Origin of the sequence: Pseudomonas sp. UME65, assembly GCF_014170225.1 — a bacterium.
Taxonomy (GTDB): domain Bacteria; phylum Pseudomonadota; class Gammaproteobacteria; order Pseudomonadales; family Pseudomonadaceae; genus Aquipseudomonas; species Aquipseudomonas protegens.
Window position 1 is genome coordinate 236,872 of record NZ_LZZQ01000011.1, and the last position, 22,716, is coordinate 259,587.

Here is a 22,716-nt window from a genome sequence, read left to right on the forward strand (position 1 = left end):
CGTCAGTCGTCCGGATTGATGGCGAACTTCAGCTGGTTACCCTGCAGGTAGACCACCGCTTCACGGCCATGGATATCCACCGGCCGGGCCGACATCGCGTCGTGATCGGTGACTATCTTCGACAACTCCTTGCCCCGCATATCGACCCGCCAGATACAGGCCCGGGGCCCTTGGTTATCGAAGTACAGCACCGGGCGCGTGGTGCTCCAGGTCGGGTTGACGATGGCCCATCCGGCATCGGGCTGTTTCTGCTCGGTGATGTTCTCCGAATGGCTGCCCGCGTTGGCGCGGTCATAGTTCAGGGACAGCTGGCTGCTGTCGCGATTGAGGTCCTGCTCCACCCGCGCCCGGGCGTGCATGAAGGTGTTGGAGCCAACCTGGAACACCTGCTGGGTGCTGGCGGGCGCGCTGCGCGAACCCAGGCGGTAGACCATGCTTTGCTGCAACTGGCCCGCCAGCTGCTCGCGGTAGTAGAACTGGCCATCGACTATCCCGGCGTAGCGCGGCCCCTGGTCGTTGGCCCCGGGATTGGCCCAGCCGGCGAAGGCGATGTCCTGGGCGATGGGATGCAGCCCCGGCTGGTCATCGGCGTACTCATACAGGGTGCCGACATACACCGGCTTGCCCTGCTGATAGCGCCCGACAAACAGCACCACATGCAGCACCCCGGCTATCACCTGGGCATCGACGATCTGCTGGTCGCCCTGGGGCAGGGTGCTGTTGAAGGTGGCCAGGGTGAAGTTCTGCCAGTCGTCCGGGTCATAGACCAGGTACGCCTCGCCGGGAGCCAGTGGGCGCAGTGCGTCCGGGGCGGGCTCGGGAGGAATCGGCAGCGACGTGAGCATTTTCACCTGGGCCCGGTAGACCGACTCCAGGCAATCGGTGTCGGGGCAGGTATTGCGGGTGTTCTTCAACCAGTGGCCTTGCAGCAGGCGGAACACCTGCAAGTGCTTCAGCGCCTGGTAGCGGCGGGTCATCTCCTCGTCCTTGGCGGACAGCGTCGGCGTGGCGCAGACAGTCTTTTCCACTTGGGTCGAGGCCTTGGCGCAGTCGAAGCCGGCGGCCTGCAGATCGGGCGCCAGCGCGCCCAGGGCGAGGCTCATGGCCGCCAGCGAGAGCAAAGGGAGCTTCATCAACACATCCTTGTCGAAAACGGGTCAGGGGGTCTGGAACGTCTGCAGATAGGCCAGCAGATTATCGATTTTTTCCTCATCGCTCAGCCCCCAGAAAATCATCCGGGTACCGGGCACCACGGCCTTGGGGTCTTCCAGGTACTGGATGAGCTTGTCCCGGCTCCAGACAATGCCCGAGGACTTCATGGCCGTCGAGTACTGGTAGTCCGCGGCGCTGCCGGCAGGGCGGTCGATGATGCCATTGAGCTGCGGCCCGAAGGAACTGCGTACCGAAGGCCCGATGTTATGGCAGCCGCTGCACAGGCGCTTGAACAGCTTGGCGCCGGCTTCGGCATCACTGGCCAGGGCCGGGGCGCTGAATAGCAGGGAGTGGAGCAACAGGGTCAGGATCGATACGGCGATGGGCTTCATGGGCGGCCTGCGTGCAACTGGAATCGGCGGCTATTGGAGCATGAAGCGCATGCCTGGGGGGAGCCTTGCGATACAAGGCTCAGAAGCGCCCACTGATACCCAGCAGCGGGCCCTTCTGGACGATGTCGTAGACAAACCCGTCATGGCGATAATCGACCCCCATGGCCCGGTAGCCGGCCACCGCCGAAAAGCCCGGCAGGAACTCCCAGCCCGCCAGTGCGGCCAGGTCCCAGTCTTCCCGGGACTGCCCGGCGCCCGCCATGCCCCAGGCGGAGAGCCAGAACCGCTCGTTCACGGCGTAGTGCCCGCGCAACCCCGCCATCGCGTCGGCCCAGGTGGCCTTGTCCGAGCCCGACAGGCCCCCGGCCGGACCACCGTGCAGGGTGAGGCTGGTGCTGCTGTACCAGACGCGCACGCCGCCGGCGATGTCCAGGCGATGATCGTCATCCCCCAGCACCTGGTAGCCGCCCCCCAGGAAACCCGAGGCGGTCTTGCTCTGCACCTCAAGCTTGGACGCCAGCGCTCCGGCTGGCAGCCGGTTGCGGGTGTTGGTGTCGATGTACATCAGGTCGGCGAGCACGCTGTAGGGGCCGCGCCGCGCTTCGCCCATCAGCATCACCGACATGTCGACACTGCGCGCGATGTCCGAGAAGTCGGACTTGATGAACTGGGTCCCTGTGCTGCGGTGGCCTACGTGCCCGCGGATCCCGGCGCCCCACACGTACGGGCCGCCGTTGAACCGCCAGCCATCGTCGTCTGCCGCCATGGCCACGGGCGGCAGGCTGGTTCCGGCGGTCGTCAAGGCGCCCAGCAGCAGCGCCAGGCGGGTACGCCGGTGCAGCAACGGTGAGTGCGGATGGTCACGGTGGATCATGCTGTTTCTCCGATCAGTGCTGGGTCAGCCCAAGAGCCACGCCTTCGGCTGCGCAGTCCTCGGTAGGCTTCAGGCCGGCCTGCTGCGCCGCCTTGACCTCCTCCTTCGCGGCCGCCAGATCGGCGAGGAATGCCGGATTGCCATGCAGGCTGGCCACCGTCGCGGCCCCCATGATGCGGCCAGCGTCCACGTCGCTCTGCCAGTGGGCGTCGCAGATGACCCGGCTCTGGCCGTATGCCAGGCCACGGGTCATCAGTTCGGTGGCGCGGGCCGGGCTGATCTCGGCAAGGACCAGGCCCCAGGCCCAGCCCGCGGCGGAGTGGCCGGAGGGCCAGGAGCCATCCGTGCGCAGCAGTGGCTCCATGTCCTTGCGGCACGTGCCTTCGTCGTGCACCACGAAGGGGCGAGTACGGTTGTAGGCATTCTTTCCGGCGTAGGTGGAGCCCCCCGCATCCGTCAGGGTGCGCTGCATCAAGGTATAGAGATGGGGTGTGCTCTTTTCGCTGATCTGCGTGCCCAGCGCGCAAGAGAAGGTTTTCGCCGGGCCGGGGAATGACAGTTCTGCATCGGTTGCCGCGAGTTTCTCCCGGCTCGAGCCACGCAGCGCCAGCGCCGCACGCCGTGCTTCTTCATCCCGCGCGAGGGCCGCGGAGCCCGGTTTTGGCGGGGTCCCGAGCAAGGCCAGGCGTACAGGCAAGTCAGCCGGTTCAAGGTAGCCTGGCGCCAGCTTGAAGTGCGGGTCGGTGACCTTCGTGGCGGCGTCCTCGGCCAGCGCCCATGCCGACCAGAGCAGGCCGGCCAGGGACAGTGTCACCGCGAAGGGTTCAGGTATTTTTTTCATCGTGCGTTCTCTTTTCTATCCATGACCACGGCTGATCAGAACCGGTACAAGGCGTCTAGATAGGCTCCGGCACCGACCTTTTCCCCCGTCAGCGGGCTGTCACGGGCGTCGGAGACCAGGGCGTAGGTCTTGATGCCACCTTCCAGCGCCAGCTGTGGCTGCCATTGCCAGGTCAGGCCCAGTTTCAAGGTCACGTCGCGCATCCCGCCACCGGGGTGGTATTCATCGAACCGGGTGCGTGCGGCTTGCTGGGCGGTGACGCCGAAGCGGGCCATCATGTCGTTCTCGTTGCTCCAGGTGCCGTACAGCGTCGAGTCCAGGGTCAAGGTCGAAGACAGCGGGTAGGTGGTGGCGACCCCGGCTTCCAGGTACGTCGTACGGCCCAGGCTTTCGCCACCGTAATTGCGCCTCTGGCTCGATTGCAGGCCGCGTACGAACAAGCGGCCGGCGGGCAGGATCCAGTACGCTTCCGCCCCCACCAGGGCGGTGCTGTCCAGGTTGCCCATGCCCCGCAGGTAGTCATCACGGCCGTCCAGGGTGTGAATGCGTTCCTTGCGCCCCGGGTCATAACCCACCAGCAGGGCCACGCCGAAAGGCGCCAGCCCCGGCAGATCCCACCGCAGCCCTTCCGGAAAGGCCGCGGTAAAGGTGCCCCAGTCCTGGGTCGGCATGACCGCCTTGAGCTTCAGTGACGGGAAGGCGGCGTAGTGGGAAGAGCCCTGGTACAACGGGCCAACAGCCAAGCCGCCGCCTACCGTTACCGATGGCGTGCCGCCTGAATCGGCCGGGGCAGCCTGGGCAGGCGGCACCAGCATCAATGCAAGGGCTGCACTTAGGGAGAACACCACGGGAGACCTGAAAGAATGTGAATGATCCTTGAGTGTCATTGTTCATTTCCTTGGGTGTGAACTCTGTAGTGCAGAGCCATTGCTGAGTTGATCACCAATATTCAACTTGCAGGTGCTGGTATCCGAGGCGAGTGCAGGCCGGTAAACCCCCGGCGCAAGCGCTGGCCTCATTGATCGCCCCAGTGCGTTTACAAGTACCGATGGCAGGAGTCCGTCGTTTCGACAAACTTGCACTTGCTCGAATACTCGAATTTACAAATCGACGGGCTCGGGCGTTGGAAAACGCCATTGGCCACTGAGTATTTCGTTACTCGGTCGATAGAGCCTGACGGTGTAGTTCCAGCCGGGTGTCGTAACCAGGCAATTGACGACCTTGGCCTCGCAACCCCCGAACTGGATGACAATTGAACCATCGGCACTTTTCTTGGCAGTGAGGTTGTTCAGCGAATAGGCGTCATAGGGGTTTTTCTGAAAGTACCCGTCGGCGTTGTAAACACTCACAGACCAGAAACTCTTGACCGGTACCTGTTCGACCTTGAGCCGGTAGACGGTTTTTCCATCGTTGTGCGGCAATACTGCTCCGAGGTAGATGGCGTCCCTGCTCGGGTTGCCGCCCCAGCCCGTTGCGGTTCCGATCAGGTGGCGCACCGGATCGACCCTGCCTTTCGGGCCAAAGGACTGGTTGTAGTCGGGAAGGGTCGAACCCAGAACAGCCAGGGCATCACGCACTTTTTTCTGGCTCGCCTGATCCCACTTCGGAACCACGAACTCCCCGTGCCTGGCCTGGCTGACCTGGATGGCGTCCTGCAGCGCATGCACCTGCTCGAGGTCTTTGCGATCCATGGGGTCGAAGAACAGGCGGATAGCGACAAATACATAGCGTGTGCCGATGTCCTCTTTCGCCAGCGTATGGGGACCGGGCCCATAAATGACTGCTGGCACGTAGTGATCTTCGTTGACCACTTGCATCGACATGAACCTCTCACCGGCTTCAGGCAAGGTGACAGTCACCGGGCCGGCATCGAGATCGAACACCGCTGACGAGTAAAGCGTGTCCCTGTTCATGCGGATGACATCCTGAGCGTCGATGGCAACCGCTTCGCGGCTGTGAACAAACCGCCCCAAGCCTCCACTCTTCACACTCTTGCCCATGTAGAGGTCGGACTCGGCGCGAGCAAAGTTATCGACATTTACCCGCACCGGCGCATCAGCGGATGACTGAGCGTGTGCACTGGCAAAAGTGGCCAGCGTCAGGGCGACGATGCAGGCCGTGGATGAATCGGGCATGAAAACCTCTAGCTCTTTTAAGTGGGCATTACCTTTTCAGACTTTATAAGAACACCCTGCTGAAAACTTGCCATTTGGTGCCAAAAGCACAACAGGCAAGTACCGCGAAGTGGGTTATTTGAAGGCGCCCGATAGTGGGGCGGGAGGGTCAGGCGAAGAGGTTAACGATCATCTTTCAAGAGCGAGCGGTAGCGCGACGGCGAACTTCCGGTCCAGCGCTTGAAGGCTCGGGTAAAGTGCGCCTGATCACTGTAGCCCACCATGTAGGCAATCTCGGTCGCGGTGTATTTGCCGCTGGCAATCAATTGCAGTGCTTCGCTGCGACGGGTCTCGTCACGCAGGTCTTCGAAGTCGATGCCGCAGTACTTGAGGCGACGCTGTAGCGTTCGGGAAGACAAGCCGATGTTTCTTGAAATAGCGGTAAGTTTGGATCGATCCTGATCCGCGATCCGTTCGATCAGCACACCGGCGGCTTGCGCGGTCGACTTCAAGGCCTCGGTGACTTTCCAGGCGTCATCCCGGGCAGGTTGCAGAGGGGTGTCGAGCAGCTCACGGTCGAATTCGATCATGTTGTGCTTCGCGTTCATGTGCAGATTCGGCCCCAGGTACTCCTCCAGCGCCTCATCTCCTCGCTCCCGCGGGTTTTGCAGATGCACCCGTATGGCGCAAGGCTCGCCGGACATGAGCGGCACTTTCCTCAGCAGCGCCAGAGTGCCGAGAATGACCTGCTTCGGATCAGCCCCGTGCTGCCCGGTGAATTGCTGGATCAGCTTCGTCGTACGGCCTTCGGTAACGATTCTTACGTCACTTCCTTGATGCAGTAAGTCCGTATGGATCGCTGCCACTGCGCACGCCTGGGCAAGGTTGGTCGAACCCAGGATCAACCCGCCCCAGGCGCCGAGTGAGCGTACTTCGATCAGGTGCCCCACCGTTGCACCCGCGAAGGGGTCCTGTGCGACCGCGGCCATTTCATTGGCGATGTGAAAACAGGTCGCTCGCGGCACCCAGGCATCCGGGTATTGAAAAACCTGCGGGGAAATCCCGTAACGCCGGAAGAACTCCAGCGGCGACACCCCGCGCATGCTCAGGTAGGGCGCTATTTGCTGAAGCGTGCTGAGTTTGATGGAGGGCGTTGCATGGGTCATGAGCGTTTGCACCTGGTTCAAAGGCCGTGCACGTGAGGAACGTCCGAGTCCGCAGGAAACACTAGCGCAAAACACTTGCCGGAGTCGTGCTAGCGATGTGCATTAAACACGAAGGACATTGTGCTTGTGGGACTTGCGAAGAAGGGTAAGGGGGCTGAAGCGCGGCGATACCGGGTCCAGCAAGGTGCTGAAGGCATCGGGAGAGGATTGTTTGACCCTGGAAACAACAAAGCCCTCGCATCGCTGCGAGGGCTTTGTTTTGTATGGTGCCGGCACCAGGAGTCGAACCCGGGACCTACTGATTACAAGTCAGTTGCTCTACCAACTGAGCTATACCGGCGTGTCAGGGCGACGATTATAGCGATTGGCGGGCTTCTGTAAACCCCTGAAATCTGACTATTTTTGCGAAGCGCTCAGGGCCGTGTCCGCTGGCAAACGATCGGCTGGCCCTCCTCAGGAGCCTTGCGCTATCGATTCGGCGAGGATGCACAGCAGCTCGAACATCAGGGTCGCGCCCACCAGGGCGGTGGCGCCGCCGACGTCGAAGGGCGGCGAGACTTCCACCACGTCGGCGCCGACCAGGTTCAGGCCGCGCAGGCCGCGGATCATCTGCTGGGCCTGGAGGGTGGTCATGCCGCCGATCTCCGGGGTGCCGGTGCCGGGGGCGAAGGCCGGGTCGAGCACGTCGACGTCGAAGCTGATGTAGGTCGGGCCGTCGCCCACCACGCGCCGGGCTTCGGCCAGGGTGGCTTCGACGCCGATGTCGGCGAACTCTTCCATGTGGATCACGCGAATCCCGCAGTCCCGGGCGAAAGCCTCGTCGTCGGCGCTGTAGATCGAACCGCGAATGCCGATCTGCACCGTGCGCTTGGGGTCCAGCAGGCCTTCTTCGATGGCGCGGCGAAAGGGCGTGCCGTGGGTGTAGAGGTTGTCGCCGAAGTAGCGGTCGTTGGTGTCGGAGTGGGCATCGAAGTGCACCATGCCGATGGGGCGGTGGCGGGCCAGGGCGCGGAAGATCGGCAGGGTCACCAGGTGGTCGCCACCCACCGCCAGGGGCACGGCGCCGGCCTGGTGCAATTGGCTGAAGAAACCTTCGATCTGTTTCAGCGAATCCAGCAGGTCGATGGGGTTCACCGGTGCATCACCCAGGTCACCGACCCGGACCAGGTCATAGGGGGCGATGCGGCTGACATGGTGCACCTTGCGCATCAGGCTCGACTGGTTGCGCACCTCCCGCGGGCCGTGGCGGGCACCGGCACGGTTGGTGGTGCCGCCGTCCCAGGGCACGCCCACCAGGGCGATCTGCACCTGGGCCGGGTCGTTGAACAGCGGCAGGCGCATGAAGCTTGGAATGCCGGCGAAGCGTGGGACCAGGGCGGCATCCACGGGTTGGGGAAAGGGCTTGGACATGGCGGGGTTCCTTGTTCGCTGTGAAGGATTTATTCGGTGGCGCTGCGCAGTGCCGGTGCCGCCCGGCTTGTCAGGCTGACGCCGACAAAGGTCAGCAGGCTGACCCCGAGCCCGTAGTAGATCGGGGTGTTGGCGAGAATGCCGTCGCGGACCATGAATGCGATCACCGTCAGGCTGCCGGTGAGCATGCAGGCGATGGCGCCCCTGGCCGAGGCGCGACGCCACAGCAGCGCGCCCATGATCGGCACCAGCAGGCCGCCCACCAGCAGGTTGTAGGCGATGCTCAGCCCGGCGATCACGTCGTTCACCAGGCACGCCATCAACAGCATCGCCGCCCCCAGCCCGAGGGTGATCCAGCGGCTGCTGGCCAGGTGGTTTTCCCCGCCCCGGGTAAGGAAGCGGCTGTAGATGTCTTCCTTGAGCACCGTGGCCGAAGCCAGCAGGCAGGCGCTGGCGGTGGACATGATGGCGGCCAGGGCAGCGGCCACCACCAAGCCGCGCAGGCCGGCGGGCAACACGCTGCGGGTGACTTCGGCGAAGGCGTTTTCCGCCACCGCCAGGTCCGGCAACAGCAGCTTGGCGGCGGCCCCCACCAGGGCGCAGGCGGCGCCATAGAACATGCAGTAGATCCCGGCGCCGAGCCCGGCGTAGCGCACCACGCTTTCACTGCGGGCGGTGAACAGACGCTGCCAGATGTCCTGGCCGATCAGGGCGCCGAAGAAGTACAGCAGGAAGTAGGTGAGGATGGTGTCCAGGCCGATATTGCCCAGCTCGAAGAAGCCCGCCGGCAGGTTGGCCTGCAAGGCTTCCAGGCCGCCGGCCTGGCCCAGGCTCATGGGCAGCAGGACGCCGAAGATCCCCAGGGTCATGATCACGAACTGGATGATGTCGGTGAGGGTCAGCGACCACATGCCGCCGATCACCGAGTAGAAGATCACCAGGCCGCCGCCGCAGAGGATCGCTGTGATCCGCGGGATCTCGAACACCACTTCGGTGATCGAGCCGATGGCGATGGTGGCGGTCACCGCCACCATCAGGTCGTAGGCCACCATCACGCAGCCACCGATCAGCCGCGAGGACGCCTGATAGCGCTGCTCCAGGATCTGGGTCACGGTAAAGACCCGCAACTGGGCGATCTGCCGGGAGAACACCAGGCTCAGCACGATGATCCCCAGACCCAGCATGAACACCAGCCACAGCCCGGAAATGCCGTAGCTGTAGCCCAGGCGCACCGAGCCTATGGTGGAAGCGCCGCCGAGCATCACCGCCGACAGCGTGCCCAGGTACAGGGCCGGGCCCAGGCGGCGCCCGGCCACCAGAAAGTCATCCTGGCTTTTCACTTTGCGCATGCCCCACCAGCCGAGGCCGGCCATCAGCAGGACGTAGATCGCCATTACCAGATAATCGAGTGCCATAACCGTCGCTTCCTTTTGTTTTTGTTGTTGAAGGCAGGTCGGCGCAGCGTAGGTGGCAGGGGTTGCCGGGTACATCCCGGCGGGCACAAGCTGGCTTGTGTTTTGTGGAAAGTGCCTGGGTGGCAGTGAAGGCTGCGGGCACTCGGCCGATAGCCTGTGCGGGCCCGGTGGCCGCCTCAGTCAAAGGAAACTTCAGTGATGAATCTCGCAACTCCCACCCTGCTGGCCGCGTTGGCGTTGCTCGGCGCTTGCAGTGTCAAACCGGTACAGCCCTATTCGGAACCGCCCCTGAGCGTGCCGACCGCGCAGTTGCGGGTGATCACCAACGGCGAGGTGCGCGGGGACGCCTATGCCGGGTGCCTGGGGGACAGCAAGCGCCTGGCCAAGGCCGGGCGTTTCGGCAGCGATCAACAGGCCAACATCAACTACCCGCAGTTCCCGGTGCAGCCCCGGCAGATCGACATGCTGCCCAGGTTCGCGCCGAAACTGCCGGCCTACGCAGGGGCGATCCGCAGGGGCGAGGGCGCCTACAACGAGATCGCCACCGAGTACCGGGTACCGGCGGGCCGGCCTTTCCTGCTGGAAGGCGGGGGCGTGGCGGCGGGTGGCTATGGCAGCACCTACAGCACCTGCCCCGAGGTGAGGAAGGTGGTGCTGTTCGAGCCGGGCAAGAGTTACGAGGCCTATGTCGGCCTGAACTACATCCCCCAGGCGAACGGCGAAACCGCAGCCATGTGTGCCTTTGCGGTGTACCAGTTGTTGCCCCTGGGCAAGCCGGGAGCGGTCATGCCGATGGCGGTCCAGGCCAAGCCGCCGGTGGACAGCAAGTGCCCGGGTAGCTGAGCCGCTGGAGGGTAGCCCCGGCCTGGGGTAGCAGGCCGGGGGTGAGGGCTGGTCTAGGCCTCCCAGCCCGCGTCGCGCACCGCCTGCTGCACGAGTGGATGCAGTTCGGCCCCTTGCTGCTCGGTCTGCCAGGCCAGCAGTTCCTTGCGCATGCCTGGGGTCCAGAACATCTGCATGTGGTTGCGCACGCTGAGCACGGCCTGTACCTGGTCCGGCTCATTGGCGAAGTACGAGGCGATCTGGTTGGCCATCTTGATCAGGTTGGCGGTGCTCATCGACGCACCTCCGCCTTGCCGCCCCGGGAGCGGCCACGCTTGTCCAGCAGGCGATGCTGCTCTTCGCTGAATGCCTGGTAGCGCTTCTGCCATTCGGAAGGGTGGTAGACGCGGCTGACTTCCACCGCGGTGACCTTGTATTCCGGACAGTTGGTGGCCCAGTCGGAGTTGTCGGTGGTGATCACGTTGGCCCCCGATTCGGGGAAGTGGAAGGTGGTGTAGACCACCCCCGGCGCCACCCGCTCGGTAACCCGGGCGCGCAGCACGGTCTGCCCGGCGCGGCTGCCGATACCCACCCAATCGCCTTCGTTGATGCCCCGGCTCTCGGCGTCGGTGGGGTGGATTTCCAGACGGTCCTCGGCGTGCCAGGCGACGTTGTCGGTACGCCGGGTCTGGGCGCCGACGTTGTACTGGCTGAGGATGCGCCCGGTGGTCAGCAGCAGCGGGTAGCGGCCATTGACCTTCTCGTCGGTGGGCACGTAGCCGGTGAGCATGAAGCGCCCCTTGCCGCGCACGAACTCGTCGATGTGCATGGTCGGTGTGCCGTCCGGCGCGGCGTCGTTGCACGGCCATTGCAGGCTGCCGTGACGGTCCAGGCTGGCGTAGCTGACGCCGGTGAAGGTCGGGGTCAGGCGGGCGATCTCATCCATGATTTCCGAGGGATGGCTGTAGTGCATCGGGTAGCCCAGCGCCGCGGCCAGGGCCAGGGTGCCTTCCCAGTCGGCCTTGCCGCCCAGCGGTTCCATGACCTTGCGCACCCGGGAGATGCGCCGTTCGGCGTTGGTGAAAGTGCCGTCCTTTTCCAGGAACGAGCTGCCCGGCAGGAACACGTGGGCGAACTTGGCGGTTTCGTTGAGGAAGATGTCCTGCACCACCACGCATTCCATGGCCGACAGGGCCGCGGTCACGTGCTGGGTGTTGGGGTCGCTCTGGGCGATGTCCTCGCCCTGGCAGTACAGGCCCTTGAAGCTGCCGCCCAGGGCTGCTTCGAACATGTTTGGAATGCGCAGCCCGGGATCGGCCTGCAGGGTGACGTTCCAGGCCTGCTCGAACTGCTGGCGCACCGCCTGGTTGGAGATGTGCCGATAGCCCGGCAGCTCGTGGGGGAAGGAGCCCATGTCGCAGGAACCCTGGACGTTGTTCTGCCCTCGCAGCGGGTTCACGCCCACCCCTTCGCGGCCGATGTTGCCGGTGGCCATGGCCAGGTTGGCGATGCCCATGACCGAGGTGCTGCCCTGGCTGTGCTCAGTGACCCCCAGGCCGTAGTAGATCGCCGCGTTGCCGCCGGTGGCGTAGAGGCGGGCAGCGGCACGGATGTCGGCGGCGGGCACGCCGCAGATGGCGCCGAGCACTTCCGGCGAGTTGTCCGCGCGGCTGACGAAAGCGCTCCACAGGGCGAAGGCCTCGGGCTCGCAGCGGGCGCTGACGAACTCCTGGTCGACCAGCCCTTCAGTGACGATCACATGAGCCAGGGCATTGAGCATGGCCACGTTGGTGCCGGGGCGCAGGGCCAGGTGCAGCTCGGCGCGGGCGTGCACCGAGTCCACCAGGTCGATGCGCCGCGGGTCGATGACGATCAGCTTGGCCCCTTCACGCAGGCGCCGTTTGAGCTGGGAACCGAACACCGGGTGCGCGTCGCTGGGGTTGGCGCCCATCACCAGGATCACGTCGGCCTGCATCACCGAGTCGAAGCTCTGGGTCCCGGCGGATTCCCCCAGGGTCTGCTTGAGGCCGTAGCCGGTAGGCGAGTGGCAGACCCGGGCGCAGGTATCGACGTTGTTGTTGCCGAAGGCCGCCCGCACCAGCTTCTGCACCAGGTAGGTTTCCTCGTTGGTGCAGCGGCTGGAGGTGATGCCGCCGATGGAATCGCGGCCATATTTGAACTGGATGCGCCGCAGTTCGCTGGCGGCGTAGGTCACTGCTTCGTCCCAGCTGACTTCCTGCCAAGGGTCGCTGATGTGCTTGCGGATCATCGGCTTGGTGATGCGGTCCGGGTGGGTGGCGTAGCCCCAGGCGAAGCGGCCCTTGACGCAGGAGTGGCCGTGGTTGGCCTGGCCGTTCTTGTCCGGAACCATGCGCACCAGCTGGTCGCCCTTCATCTCGGCGCGGAACGAGCAACCCACCCCGCAGTAGGCGCAGGTGGTGATCACCGCCCGCTCCGGCTGGCCCATCTGCACCACGCTCTTTTCCATCAGGGTGGCGGTGGGGCAGGCCTGCACGCAGGCGCCGCAGGACACGCATTCGGAGTCCAGGAAGTTGTCGCCACCGGCCGCCGCAACCCGGGATTCGAAGCCGCGGCCGCTGATGGTCAGGGCGAAGGTGCCCTGGGTTTCCTCGCAGGCGCGCACGCAGCGGTTGCAGACGATGCACTTGCTCGGGTCGTAGTCGAAGTAGGGGTTGGAGGTGTCTTTCTGATCCTGCAGGTGGTTGGCGCCGTCATAGCCGTAGCGCACTTCCCGCAGGCCCACCTGGCCGGCCACGGTCTGCAGTTCGCAGTTGCCGTTGGCCGAGCAGGTCAGGCAATCCAGCGGGTGGTCGGAGATGTACAGCTCCATCACGTTGCGGCGCAGGGTCGCCAGTTTCGGCGTTTGCGTATGCACCACCATGCCTTCGCTGACCGGGGTGGTGCAGGAGGCCGGGTAGCCGCGCATGCCGTCGATCTCCACCAGGCACATGCGGCACGAGCCGAAGGCTTCCAGGCTGTCGGTGGCGCAGAGTTTGGGAATGGTGGTGCCCATCAGGGCCGCGGCGCGCATCACCGAGGTGCCCTGGGGCACGCTGATGCTGCGCCCGTCGATGTTCAGGCTGACCTGCACCTGGCTGTCGCGGGCCGGGGTGCCGAAGTCCACGGCATTGAGATCGATATCTGTGGCTGGGTCGAAAAGAGTGATCATTGTTCGGCCTCCGAGGGCGCCAGACCGAAGTCGGCGGGGAAGTGCTTCAGGGCGCTGGCCACCGGGTAGGAGGTCATCCCGCCCAGGGCGCACAGCGAGCCGTATTGCAGGGTGTCGCACAGGTCCTTGAGGATCAGCGCCTGCTCATCGCGGCGGCCTTGATCGGGGGCGGCCAGCAGGCGATCGATGACCTCCATGCCGCGGGTCGAGCCGATGCGGCACGGGGTGCATTTGCCGCAGGATTCCTCGGCGCAGAACTGCAGGGCGAAGCGCGCCATGCGGGCCAGGTCCAGGCTGTCGTCGGCCACCACTACGCCACCGTGGCCGAGCATCGCGCCCATGGCGGCGAAGGCTTCGTAATCCAGCGGCGTATCGAACTGCGAAGGCGGTACCCAGGCGCCCAGGGGGCCCCCCACTTGCGCCGCCTTCAGTGGCCGGCCGCTGGCCGTGCCGCCGCCATAGCCTTCCACCAGCTCGCGCAGGGTCAGGCCGAAGGCCCGCTCCACCAGACCGCCGTGGCGCACGTTGCCCGCCAGTTGGAAGGGCATGGTGCCCAGGGACCGGCCCATGCCGTAGTCACGATAGAACGGCGCGCCCTTGGCCAGGATCAGCGGCACCGAGGCCAGGGTCAGCACGTTGTGCACCAGGGTTGGCTGGCCGAACAGGCCTTGCAGCGCCGGGATCGGCGGCTTGGCGCGAACGATGCCGCGCTTGCCTTCCAGGGAATCCAGCAGGGCGGTCTCCTCGCCGCAGATATAGGCCCCGGCACCGACCCGCACTTCCAGGTCGAAGGCCTGGCCACTGCCGCCGGCGTTGGCCCCGAGGTAACCGGCATCCCGGGCGATGTCCAGGGCCTCGCGCAGGGTCGCCACGGCCTGGGGGTATTCCGAGCGCACATAGATGTAGCCGTAGCTGGCACCGACCGCGAGGCCGGCAATGGCCATGCCTTCGATCAGCAGGAACGGGTCGCCCTCCATCAGCATGCGGTCGGCGAAGGTGCCGGAGTCGCCTTCGTCGGCGTTGCACACCACGTACTTCTGCTGCGGCGGCGTGTCGCGCACGGTGCGCCATTTGATCCCGGCGGGGAAGGCCGCGCCGCCGCGGCCACGCAGGCCGGAGTCGAGCACCGCGGCCACGGTCTGCTCGCCGCCCAGGGCGATGGAGCGGGTCAGGCCCTCGAAGCCGCCGTGGGCCCGGTAATCGGCCAGGGACAGCGGCCGGGTAATGCCGGCGCGGGCGAACAGCAGGCGTTGCTGGTTCTTCAGGTAGGGCAGGTCTTCGACCCGGCCCAGGGCCAGGGGATGGCTGGCGGCATCGCCTTGCAGGACGTCCAGCAGCGCCGGTACGTCGGCGGCGCCCACCGGGCCGAAGCCCAGGCGCCCGTCCGGGGTGTCGACTTCCAGCAGCGGCTCCAGCCAGTACAGGCCACGGGAGCTGGTGCGTTGCAGTTGCAGCGGCAGCTGGCGCTGTTCGGCCTGGGTGGCGATGGCCTTGGCCACTTCATCGGCGCCCACGGCGCGGGCCAGGGAATCACAGGGCAGGTAGAGGCTGGGCATCACGCGTCCTCCCGGCAGCTGTCGAGCAGCGCGTCCAGGCGCTCTGCGCTCAGGCGTGCATGCAGCTGGCCATCCAGCTCCAGGGCTGGCGAGCAGGCGCAGGCCCCCAGGCAATATACCGGCCGCAGGCTGATGTTGCCGTCGGCGCTGCTGCCGTGGTCGTCCAGTTGCAGGCGCTCGCGCAGTTGCGCCGCCAGTTGCTCGGCGCCGCGGCTCTGGCAGGATTCGGCGCGGCACAGGCGCAGGATATGCCGCGCCGGCGGCGAGGTACGAAAGTCATGGTAGAAGCTGATTACCCCGCGAACTTCGGCCTGGCTCAGGTTGAGGCTGTGGGCTATTTCCGGGATGGCGGGATCGGGGATGTAGCCGAGCTCTTCCTGGATCTGGTGGAGGATCGGCAGCAGCGCGCCCGGGGAGTCTTTGTGGCGCTCCAGCAGGCGGTGGATCAGAGGCAGGTGCAGTGTTTCATCAGGCATACAGCATTCCTCACGGTCACGGACACACCTGGTGGTTGTCGGCTGTCCGAAAGTGTCGGCTGCGGCGCTGGTTGCCGCGTCACGGTAGCGCGGCGTTTCAGGCCGTTGGCCATGCACCCTGAATGGGCATCTTGTTGTACCCGGCGCGGTCGTTGCCGCACCTGTTCAGGGCATAAAGGGCAGCTTGACACGCTGCTTCTGGTTCATCTGCACGAAAGCGACTTGTTCGGTTCCATCTACGACCACCCATTGAGTCTAGAAGAGCCTGGGCAACCGGGTGGGCGAGTGGGGCACTATCGGATAAAACGCGGGGAGTGAGGGATGACTTCGGTCAGCTCGGAAGCGAATAGCCAGGGAGTAGGGTGGGCCCCGTGGCGAGGGAGCAAGCTCCCTCGCCACAGGGCGCTAGGAGCGGGCGCGGCGCTGGGCGGCGTACTGCAAGGCCAGGCGGCCCATGAGTACCAGCAGGGTCAGGCCGATCAGCAGCACCGAGATCGCCGCCACGCTGGGGTCGACGTTATCGCGCAGGCCGCTCCAGATCCGCCGCGGCAGGGTGTTGACGTCGACACTGGTGATGAACAGGGTCACCGCCACTTCCTCCCAGGACAGGGCAAAGCTCAGCAGCGCGGTGGAGAAGATCCCCAGTTTGAGGTTCGGCAACATCACCAGGAAGGTGGTCTGCATCAGGCTCGCCCCCAGGTTGCGCGAGGCCAGTTCGATGCGCCGGTCCACCTGGCTCAGCGCCACCAGCATGGTCACCACGCCGTAGGGCACCACCATCACCACATGGGCGATCACCACCCCGGGCAGGGTGTCGTAGCCCCAGCCCGGGGCGATGCGCCCGAGGTTGGTTTCCATGAAGTACAGCACCAGCGCCGAGATCACCGGCGGAATGGCCATGGGCAGCAGCACCAGGCCGATCAGCAGGGTTGCCAGGCGCGAACGCAGGTACCAGATGCCGAGGCTGAAACTCACCGCCAGCAGGGTGGCGATCAGGCTGGTGGCGCTGGCGATGGCCAGGCTCTGGCCGATGCTCGACAGCCAGTCGGGGTTGCTCAGCAGCGCCTCGTAGTGGCGCAGCGACCAGTGGCCGTCGGGCATCGACAGGTAGCGTTTGGCGGTGAAGGAAACCGGGATCACCGTCAGCAGCGGGAACAGCATGAAGGCCATGGCGACCACGGCGATCAGCCGGGTACTCAGGGCAGTGCGATGTGTATTCATAGTGACCTCAACCCACCAGTCGATTGACACGGGTGATGCGCATCAGCAGCCAGATCAGCGCGCTGACCAGGGTCAGCAGCACCAGGCTCAGGGCCGCGCCCAGGCCCCAGTTGCTGGTCTGGAACATCTGCAGGAACACGTATTCGGCAATCATCACCGTCTGCCCGCCGCCCAGCAGCACCGGGGTGATGAAGAAGCCCAGGCAGAACACGAAGACCATGATGAAGGCCCCCAGCAGCCCCGGCAGGGTCTGCGGCAGCAGCACCTGCCAGAAGGTGCGCAGGGCGCCGGCCCCCAGGCCGCGTGAGGCCAGCAGCACCCGTTGATCCAGCTGGCGCATGCTCGACAGCAGCGGGAACAGGGCATAGGGGATCATGAAGTGCAGCATACCGATCACCACCCCCAGTTCGTTGCGGGTCAGTTGCAAGGGGTGATCGATCCAGCCCAGGGACAGCAGGCTGTCGTTGACCACGCCGTTGCTGCGCAGGGCGATCAGCCAGCCGAAGGCCCGCACCAGCACCGAGATCCAGAACGGGATGAACACGCAGATCTCCACCATGCGCTGCCAGAACGGCGGGCTGAACACCCAGCAGTAGGCCAGCAGGTAGCCGATCACCAGGGCCAAGAGGCTCACGATCAGGCACAGGCGCAGGGTGCGCAGGAGCATGTCGTGGATCGCCGGGTCGGTTGCGATGCGCTGGTACTGCCCGAAGCCTGTCTCCGGCAGGGTGAAGCTCCAGCTCACCACGCCGAAGAACGGCAACAGATAGAACACCACCAGCAGCAGCGGCAGCGGGAACAGCAGCAGGCTGCGTTCCAGGCGTGCGGTTCGGGTTGCACTCATGGTCGGCGGCTCATTTGGACAGGTGGGTCAGGTACTGCTCCAGGGTGCTGGAGTAGTGGTCGGCGTACCACTGGGTGTCGAGGAAGATCTGCTTCTTCATGTTGGCTTCGGAGGCGCAGTTGATCTCCCGCTGTTCGGCGCTCATCAATTGCTGGGTGGCGGCGTTGGACGGGCCGTTGCCCAGGGCCTCGAACAGCTTCAGTTGCCCGGCCGGCTGCAAGGCGTGCTGGATGAACTGCATGGCCGGTGCGGTGCCCGCGGGGTTGTCCTTGAGCACGCCCCAGCTGCTGGCGTTGAGGAAGGCATGGTCGAAGCCCCACTTGATGCGGCCGCCGCTGTCTTCGTGGAGCAGGGTGGCGCGGGTGTGCCAGATGGCGCCCATGGAGGCTTCGCCTTCGATCATCAACTGCTGGCTTTCCGCACCCGAGCCCCAGAACGACAGGACATGGGGCTTGAGCTCATCGATCTTGCACAAGGCCCGGGGCACGTCCAGCGGGTACAACTGCTCGGCGGCCACGCCATCGGCCAGCAGCGCGGCTTCGAGCATGCCGTTCATCCACTTGTAGAGGGTGCGCTTGCCGGGGAATTTCTCCACGTTCCAGAAGTCCGCCCAGTCCTTGGGGCCGTTGTCGCCGAACTTCTGGCTGTCCCAGGCGATCACGTAGCTGAACAGGTAGCCGGCGATGCCGTGCTCGTGGGACAGCGACGGCGCCACCAGGTCCCGCTGCACCACGCTGTAGTCCAGGGGTTGCAGGACCTTGTCGCGGCCCAGGGTCATGGCGCTGTAGCTGTCCACGTCGACCACGTCCCAGCTCGGCCGGCCGCTGGCCAGCTGCGAACGGATGGCCCCTTCGGTGGGGCCGGCGCCGTCGATGCGCACCGGGATGCCGGTGCTCTTGGTGAAGCTGTCGGTCCAGGCGCTGCGAAAGGCATTGAGTGCGTCGCCGCCCCAGTTGACCACCACCAGGGGCTTGTCGGCGGCCCAGCTGATACCGCTGCGCAATGCCAGGGGCACCGCCGCCAGCAGGCCCATGGCCTGGAGGAAGGTGCGGCGGCTGACCTGCCCGCCGCGGGCTTTTTCGATGAGGATTTCAATGCAGTCGCGTTGATGGTGCTGGCTCATGGGGCAAGTCCTCGCGAGGCCGGTGCAGGGCGCGCCGGCCGATTATTGTTATGGGAGAGCTGTGCGCGATGGGGGAGCGGCCGGCTCAGGCTTCCAGCAGGAAGCTGTGGCGTACCGGCCAGCTCAGCCACACCGGGGTGCCGCTGGGCAATCGGGCGCCGGGGTGATCGCCGGGCACCGAGAGGTTTACCGGTGCCAGTTCCGGGCTGATGTTCAGCGCCAGGTGGGTGCTGGAGCCCTGGTACACCCGCTCGCCGAGGCAGGCGGGCAGCACATTGTGTTCGCCGGCTTGCGGGCGCTCGGTGTGCAGGGTCATGTGTTCCGGGCGTACCGCCAGCAACTGCGGCTGGTTGCTGATTTCCCCGTTTGTGGTGGCCTGCAACGGGCTGTCGCCAAAGCGTCCGCTGGCCTGGCTGCCGTTGCGGGAAATGCCTTGCAGCGGGAACAGGTTCATCTTGCCCAGGAACTCGGCGACGAAGCGGTTGCGCGGGCGGTCGTAGATGGTTTCCGGGGTGTCGATCTGTGCCAGCCGCCCCTGGTTGAAGATGGCGATGCGGGTCGACAGCGCCAGGGCTTCACCCTGGTCATGGGTGACGAAGACGAAGCTGGTGCCGACCTGGCGATGAATGCGTTGCAGCTCGGTCTGCAGTTGCTCGCGCAGGTTCTTGTCCAGGGCCGAGAGCGGCTCGTCCAGCAGCAGCATGTCCGGCTCGAACACCAGGGCCCGGGCGATGGCGACGCGCTGTTGCTGGCCACCGGAAAGTTCGGACGGCTTCTTGTTCAGGTGGGCGCCCAGGCCCACCACTTCGAGGATGTGCTTGACCCGGCGCTGGCGCTCCTCGGCTTTCACGCCTCGGATGCGCAACGGGTAGGCGACGTTGTCGGCCACGCTCATGTGGGGAAACAGCGCGTAGCCCTGGAACACCATGCCGTAGTTGCGTTTTTCCGCCGGCCGCCGGCTGATGTCCACACCGCGCTCCAGCAGCTTGCCGGCGCTGGGGGTGAGGAAGCCCGCGAGGATCATCAACAGGGTGGTCTTGCCTGAGCCCGAGGGGCCGAGCAGGGTGAGGAATTCGCCTTGGCGAACGTCGAGGTCGATGCCGTCCAGGGCAGTGAAGTTGCCGTAGAACTGGCTGATTCCTTGGGCGCTGAGTTGAGTCGAGGGACTGCTGGACACTACGGAGATCTCCCGCAAAGCCGGCCTGCGCTATGGAATTTTTATTGTCGGAACAGCAGGCGGTCGGCTCATTATTGTGAAAAGCAACGCCACATCAATGGAATAATTTTTGTCTCATTGGTGAGTGAAATTTCCCAGTCGCGAGCGCCTCAGGGTTCGCCGGAGGGGGCGTCCGAGATGTGCTGGGCGCTGGTCTGCAACTGGTTCTTCAACCATGCGCTGAAGGCCTGGACCACCGAGCGCTCGGCCTTGGCCGGGTCGATCACCAGGAAGTAGCCGCGCAAGGCGCTGATGCTGATGTCGAACGGGCGCACCAGCAGGCCCCGGGCCAGGGCGTCGCCACTGAGCAGGTTGTCGCCAATCGCCACGCCCTGGGCGGCGATGCAGGCCGACTGGGCACAGTGCGCATCAGAGAAGGTGATGCCGCTGTCGGCGTTGACCTGGCTGGCGCCCGCCGCTGCCAGCCAGACCCGCCAGTCGCTGGTGTCGCTCATGTGGATCAGCGGGAAGTCCTTGAGGTCCAGTGGGGTCTTCAGGCCGCCGATGGCGTTGATCAGGCGCGGGCTGCACACCGGCGAGAAGCGCAGGGTAACGATCTGCTCCACCAGCAGCCCCGGCCAGTCGCCGATGCCATAGGCGATGAACAGGTCGGCTTCGGCGTCGCTGGTGTCGTCCTGGGAGCGCGGGCTGACCACCTGCAACTGCACCTGGGGGTACTGGCGCAGGAAACCGTTGATGTGATTGCACAGCCAGAAACTGGCGAACCCCGGGTTGCAGCTGATGCGCAGTTTTCCGGACACCGACAGGCCGTCGAAACGCCGCCCGGCGTCCTGGATGTCGGCCAGGATGCGCCGCACCTCCCGGGCATAGCACTGGCCCTGGTAGGTCAGGCCGATGCCGCGCCCAACCCGTTCGGTGAGGGCAAAACCCAGGCTCTGTTCCAGGCTGATGATCTGGTGGCTGATGGCGCTGCGGGTCAGGCTCAGTTGCTGGGCGGCAGCAGTGACGCTGCCCAGCCGGGCGACCGCGTCGAGGGCGCGCAGGGCGGTGATCGAGGGGTAGCGCATACAACCTCCGGGTCAAGGGAACCTGTGTTCGACGGCGTTCGTATTCCGCACATAGTGCGGCGCAGTATGGGCCGCCCTCTCGGCAAACTGGTCAATTTACTTTGACATTGCCGCCTAAAAAATTCGATTGATGTAATCGGTGCTTCACCAATACTGAGCCTCGATCCGGCCTTTAGCCGACCGGACAAGCCTAATAACAACAAGAGGTCCCGCAGGCCGAGTGGGGGCGCTGTGGCGCCCTGGCGCCGGCCGGCCGGAACCTGGATAACCAGGAGTGCCGCGGATGTCCCGTTACAAAGAATTCGCCATGGATTGGGTTGAACGCCACCGCCAGCAACTGTCGGACTGGCACCAGATCATCTGGCATTACGCCGAGCCGGCCTTTCGTGAATACAAGTCCAGCGCCTGGTACGTGCAACTGCTGGAAGCCGAGGGCTTCACCGTCGAGCGCGCCAGCGGCGGCATGCCCACGGCCTTCTGCGCCACCTTCACCCAGGGCCAGGGACCGCTGCTGGCCACCTACGGCGAATACGATGCGGTGCCTGGCAACTGCCAGGCGGCCACTACCCGCAAGCAGCCGCGCGATGGCCTGTCGCGCTTCGCTCCGGGGCACACCGACCCGCACTCGGCCCTGGGCATCAGCGCCCTCGGCGGGGCCCTGGCGGCCAAGGCGACCATGGTGGAATTCGGCCTGCAGGGCAGCATCAGGTTCTTTGGCGAGCCGGCGGAAAAGCTCCGCGCCTCCAAGCCGGTCCACGCCGCCAAGGGCTACTACGATGACCTGGATGCCGCCATCAGTTTCCACCCCACCTACATGTTGCCGCTGAACAACACCACCACCTGGGACACCCACTGCGGCATCGCCTACGCCTACATCTACAGCTTCACCTGCGAGGATCCGCAGAACTGGATCGCCGCCGATCGCTACAGCCCGATCCCGCAGAACCATCTGGCGGCCCGGGCGCCGGGGGCCAACGACGCCCTGGTACATTTCTACACCCTGAACGAAAGCCTGCGCCGTTCGACCCTGCCGTTCACCGGCCTGTGGAGCTACAACGAGGCGATTCTCACCGCCGGCCAGGCCACCGCGGACAACCTGCCGCCGCACCTGTCGCAGATCCAGTACCTGCTGCGCTGCGATTCCATCGAGCAGGCCGAGACCATCTCCCAGGTCATGGACAACAACGCCGCAGCGGCCGCCATGGCCACTGGCTGCCGCTGGAAAAAGACCTGGGTGTGCAAGTCCCGGGGCGGCCTGCCCAACCACGTCATGGCCCAGGCCACCTACGACAACCTGGCGGCGGTGGGTGCTCCACAGTGGGACGAGGAAGCCCGGGAGATCGCTCGGGAAATCCAGCGCAACCTTGGCCTCGAAGCCATGGAACGGCCATTTCTGCCGGCCACCGAAGCCTTGATCGAACCCCAGGAATGCGAGCGCCAGATGCGCCTGCAAATGCCCGCCTGGCAGAACTACCTGACCTCCGATGACTACCCGGAATACACCTGGCACTGCCCCACCGTGCGCCTGCTGGTGGCCCGACCGATGCTCAGCGCGCCGCCGGGGACGGTCTATCCGGATTGGGTGTCCAACGCCCTGGGGGGCATTCGCCAGACCATCGACCCGATGATCGAGGTCGCCGCCAAGACCATTGCCGCAACCCTGGTGGACCTGCTGACCGACGAGGCGTTGCTCAGCGCGGCCAAGGCCGAGTTCGTCGAGCGCACCGGTGGCGGTATCGGCGGCAGTCGCTGGCAGGCGCCACTGCTGCCCGAGGACTTCAAGGTGCCCCACGATTTCCGTTGGCCGGAGTACATCAGTACGGCCCGAGGCGAAGAGTGGTGGATTCCGGCGCGGGCCGATGAGTAGCCGCCGCTA

Annotated in this window: 20 protein-coding genes and 1 tRNA gene; 2 read left to right on the plus strand and 19 right to left on the minus strand. The window is 65.3% G+C overall.

Annotated elements, in window-relative coordinates:
* Nucleotides 1-2 precede the first annotated feature (2 nt).
* The 10 genes from A9971_RS12110 to A9971_RS12155 all read right to left on the minus strand — a co-directional run bounded on the left by A9971_RS12110 (nucleotide 3) and on the right by A9971_RS12155 (nucleotide 9,364).
* A complete protein-coding gene (locus A9971_RS12110) occupies nucleotides 3-1,133 on the minus strand; it encodes a lysozyme inhibitor LprI family protein (protein ID WP_019094895.1) in 1,131 nt (376 codons plus the stop codon).
* A 24-nt stretch (nucleotides 1,134-1,157) separates the two neighbouring features.
* Nucleotides 1,158-1,544, minus strand: a complete 387-nt coding sequence (locus A9971_RS12115) for a c-type cytochrome (RefSeq protein ID WP_183000649.1) — start codon at nucleotides 1,542-1,544, stop codon at nucleotides 1,158-1,160.
* A 79-nt stretch (nucleotides 1,545-1,623) separates the two neighbouring features.
* Entirely contained in the window at nucleotides 1,624-2,418 is a 795-nt protein-coding gene (locus A9971_RS12120; protein WP_183000650.1) for a hypothetical protein, read from the minus strand.
* Between the two features lie 13 nt (nucleotides 2,419-2,431).
* Nucleotides 2,432-3,259 (minus strand): phosphatase PAP2 family protein, encoded by an 828-nt coding sequence (locus A9971_RS12125; RefSeq protein WP_183000651.1) that lies wholly within the window; start codon nucleotides 3,257-3,259, stop codon nucleotides 2,432-2,434.
* A 35-nt stretch (nucleotides 3,260-3,294) separates the two neighbouring features.
* Nucleotides 3,295-4,146 (minus strand): MipA/OmpV family protein, encoded by an 852-nt coding sequence (locus A9971_RS12130; RefSeq protein ID WP_077933212.1) that lies wholly within the window; start codon nucleotides 4,144-4,146, stop codon nucleotides 3,295-3,297.
* 213 nt (nucleotides 4,147-4,359) lie between these two features.
* Nucleotides 4,360-5,394, minus strand: coding sequence for a DUF1254 domain-containing protein (locus A9971_RS12135; RefSeq protein WP_152685878.1), 1,035 nt, complete (start codon nucleotides 5,392-5,394; stop codon nucleotides 4,360-4,362).
* A 161-nt stretch (nucleotides 5,395-5,555) separates the two neighbouring features.
* Complete coding sequence (locus A9971_RS12140; protein ID WP_011058701.1) at nucleotides 5,556-6,539, minus strand: AraC family transcriptional regulator; 984 nt, start codon at nucleotides 6,537-6,539, stop codon at nucleotides 5,556-5,558.
* 264 nt (nucleotides 6,540-6,803) lie between these two features.
* Nucleotides 6,804-6,879 (minus strand) — tRNA-Thr (locus A9971_RS12145).
* Nucleotides 6,880-6,992: 113 nt separating this feature from the next.
* Nucleotides 6,993-7,949: an agmatinase gene (speB, locus tag A9971_RS12150; RefSeq protein WP_011058702.1), complete on the minus strand. Its 957-nt coding sequence runs from the start codon at nucleotides 7,947-7,949 to the stop codon at nucleotides 6,993-6,995.
* Nucleotides 7,950-7,978: 29 nt separating this feature from the next.
* Nucleotides 7,979-9,364, minus strand: a complete 1,386-nt coding sequence (locus A9971_RS12155; RefSeq protein ID WP_053148563.1) for a sodium:solute symporter — start codon at nucleotides 9,362-9,364, stop codon at nucleotides 7,979-7,981.
* Between the two features lie 198 nt (nucleotides 9,365-9,562).
* On the opposite strand from A9971_RS12155, the gene A9971_RS12160 reads away from it, so the two are divergent.
* Nucleotides 9,563-10,207: a hypothetical protein gene (locus A9971_RS12160; RefSeq protein WP_011058704.1), complete on the plus strand. Its 645-nt coding sequence runs from the start codon at nucleotides 9,563-9,565 to the stop codon at nucleotides 10,205-10,207.
* Nucleotides 10,208-10,260: 53 nt separating this feature from the next.
* Here the strand turns inward: A9971_RS12160 and A9971_RS12165 are convergent, their stop codons facing one another.
* The 9 genes from A9971_RS12165 to A9971_RS12205 all read right to left on the minus strand — a co-directional run bounded on the left by A9971_RS12165 (nucleotide 10,261) and on the right by A9971_RS12205 (nucleotide 20,840).
* The gene (locus A9971_RS12165) at nucleotides 10,261-10,482 is read right to left on the minus strand and encodes a formate dehydrogenase subunit delta (RefSeq protein WP_011058705.1); all 222 of its coding nucleotides are present in this window, start codon (nucleotides 10,480-10,482) and stop codon (nucleotides 10,261-10,263) included.
* Nucleotides 10,479-13,376: a formate dehydrogenase subunit alpha gene (fdhF, locus tag A9971_RS12170; protein ID WP_093407183.1), complete on the minus strand. Its 2,898-nt coding sequence runs from the start codon at nucleotides 13,374-13,376 to the stop codon at nucleotides 10,479-10,481. The genes A9971_RS12165 and fdhF overlap by 4 nt, the downstream gene beginning before the upstream one ends.
* Complete coding sequence (locus A9971_RS12175) at nucleotides 13,373-14,932, minus strand: NADH-quinone oxidoreductase subunit NuoF (RefSeq protein ID WP_183000652.1); 1,560 nt, start codon at nucleotides 14,930-14,932, stop codon at nucleotides 13,373-13,375. Before A9971_RS12175 ends, fdhF begins: the two co-directional genes overlap by 4 nt.
* The gene (locus A9971_RS12180; RefSeq protein ID WP_019093898.1) at nucleotides 14,932-15,408 is read right to left on the minus strand and encodes a formate dehydrogenase subunit gamma; all 477 of its coding nucleotides are present in this window, start codon (nucleotides 15,406-15,408) and stop codon (nucleotides 14,932-14,934) included. Before A9971_RS12180 ends, A9971_RS12175 begins: the two co-directional genes overlap by 1 nt.
* 405 nt (nucleotides 15,409-15,813) lie before the next feature.
* Complete coding sequence (locus tag A9971_RS12185) at nucleotides 15,814-16,629, minus strand: ABC transporter permease (RefSeq protein WP_019093897.1); 816 nt, start codon at nucleotides 16,627-16,629, stop codon at nucleotides 15,814-15,816.
* A gap of 7 nt (nucleotides 16,630-16,636) precedes the next feature.
* Entirely contained in the window at nucleotides 16,637-17,473 is an 837-nt protein-coding gene (locus A9971_RS12190) for an ABC transporter permease (RefSeq protein ID WP_015633808.1), read from the minus strand.
* A gap of 10 nt (nucleotides 17,474-17,483) precedes the next feature.
* Nucleotides 17,484-18,596 (minus strand): ABC transporter substrate-binding protein, encoded by a 1,113-nt coding sequence (locus A9971_RS12195; RefSeq protein WP_183000653.1) that lies wholly within the window; start codon nucleotides 18,594-18,596, stop codon nucleotides 17,484-17,486.
* Between the two features lie 85 nt (nucleotides 18,597-18,681).
* Nucleotides 18,682-19,773, minus strand: a complete 1,092-nt coding sequence (locus A9971_RS12200; protein ID WP_183000654.1) for an ABC transporter ATP-binding protein — start codon at nucleotides 19,771-19,773, stop codon at nucleotides 18,682-18,684.
* 149 nt (nucleotides 19,774-19,922) lie between these two features.
* On the minus strand, nucleotides 19,923-20,840 hold the full coding sequence (locus tag A9971_RS12205; RefSeq protein ID WP_011058712.1) for a LysR substrate-binding domain-containing protein: 918 nt from the start codon (nucleotides 20,838-20,840) through the stop codon (nucleotides 19,923-19,925).
* Nucleotides 20,841-21,123: 283 nt separating this feature from the next.
* Here A9971_RS12205 and A9971_RS12210 point away from each other — a divergent pair, with 283 nt between their 5' ends.
* A complete protein-coding gene (locus A9971_RS12210; protein WP_183000655.1) occupies nucleotides 21,124-22,707 on the plus strand; it encodes an amidohydrolase in 1,584 nt (527 codons plus the stop codon).
* Nucleotides 22,708-22,716 lie beyond the last annotated feature (9 nt).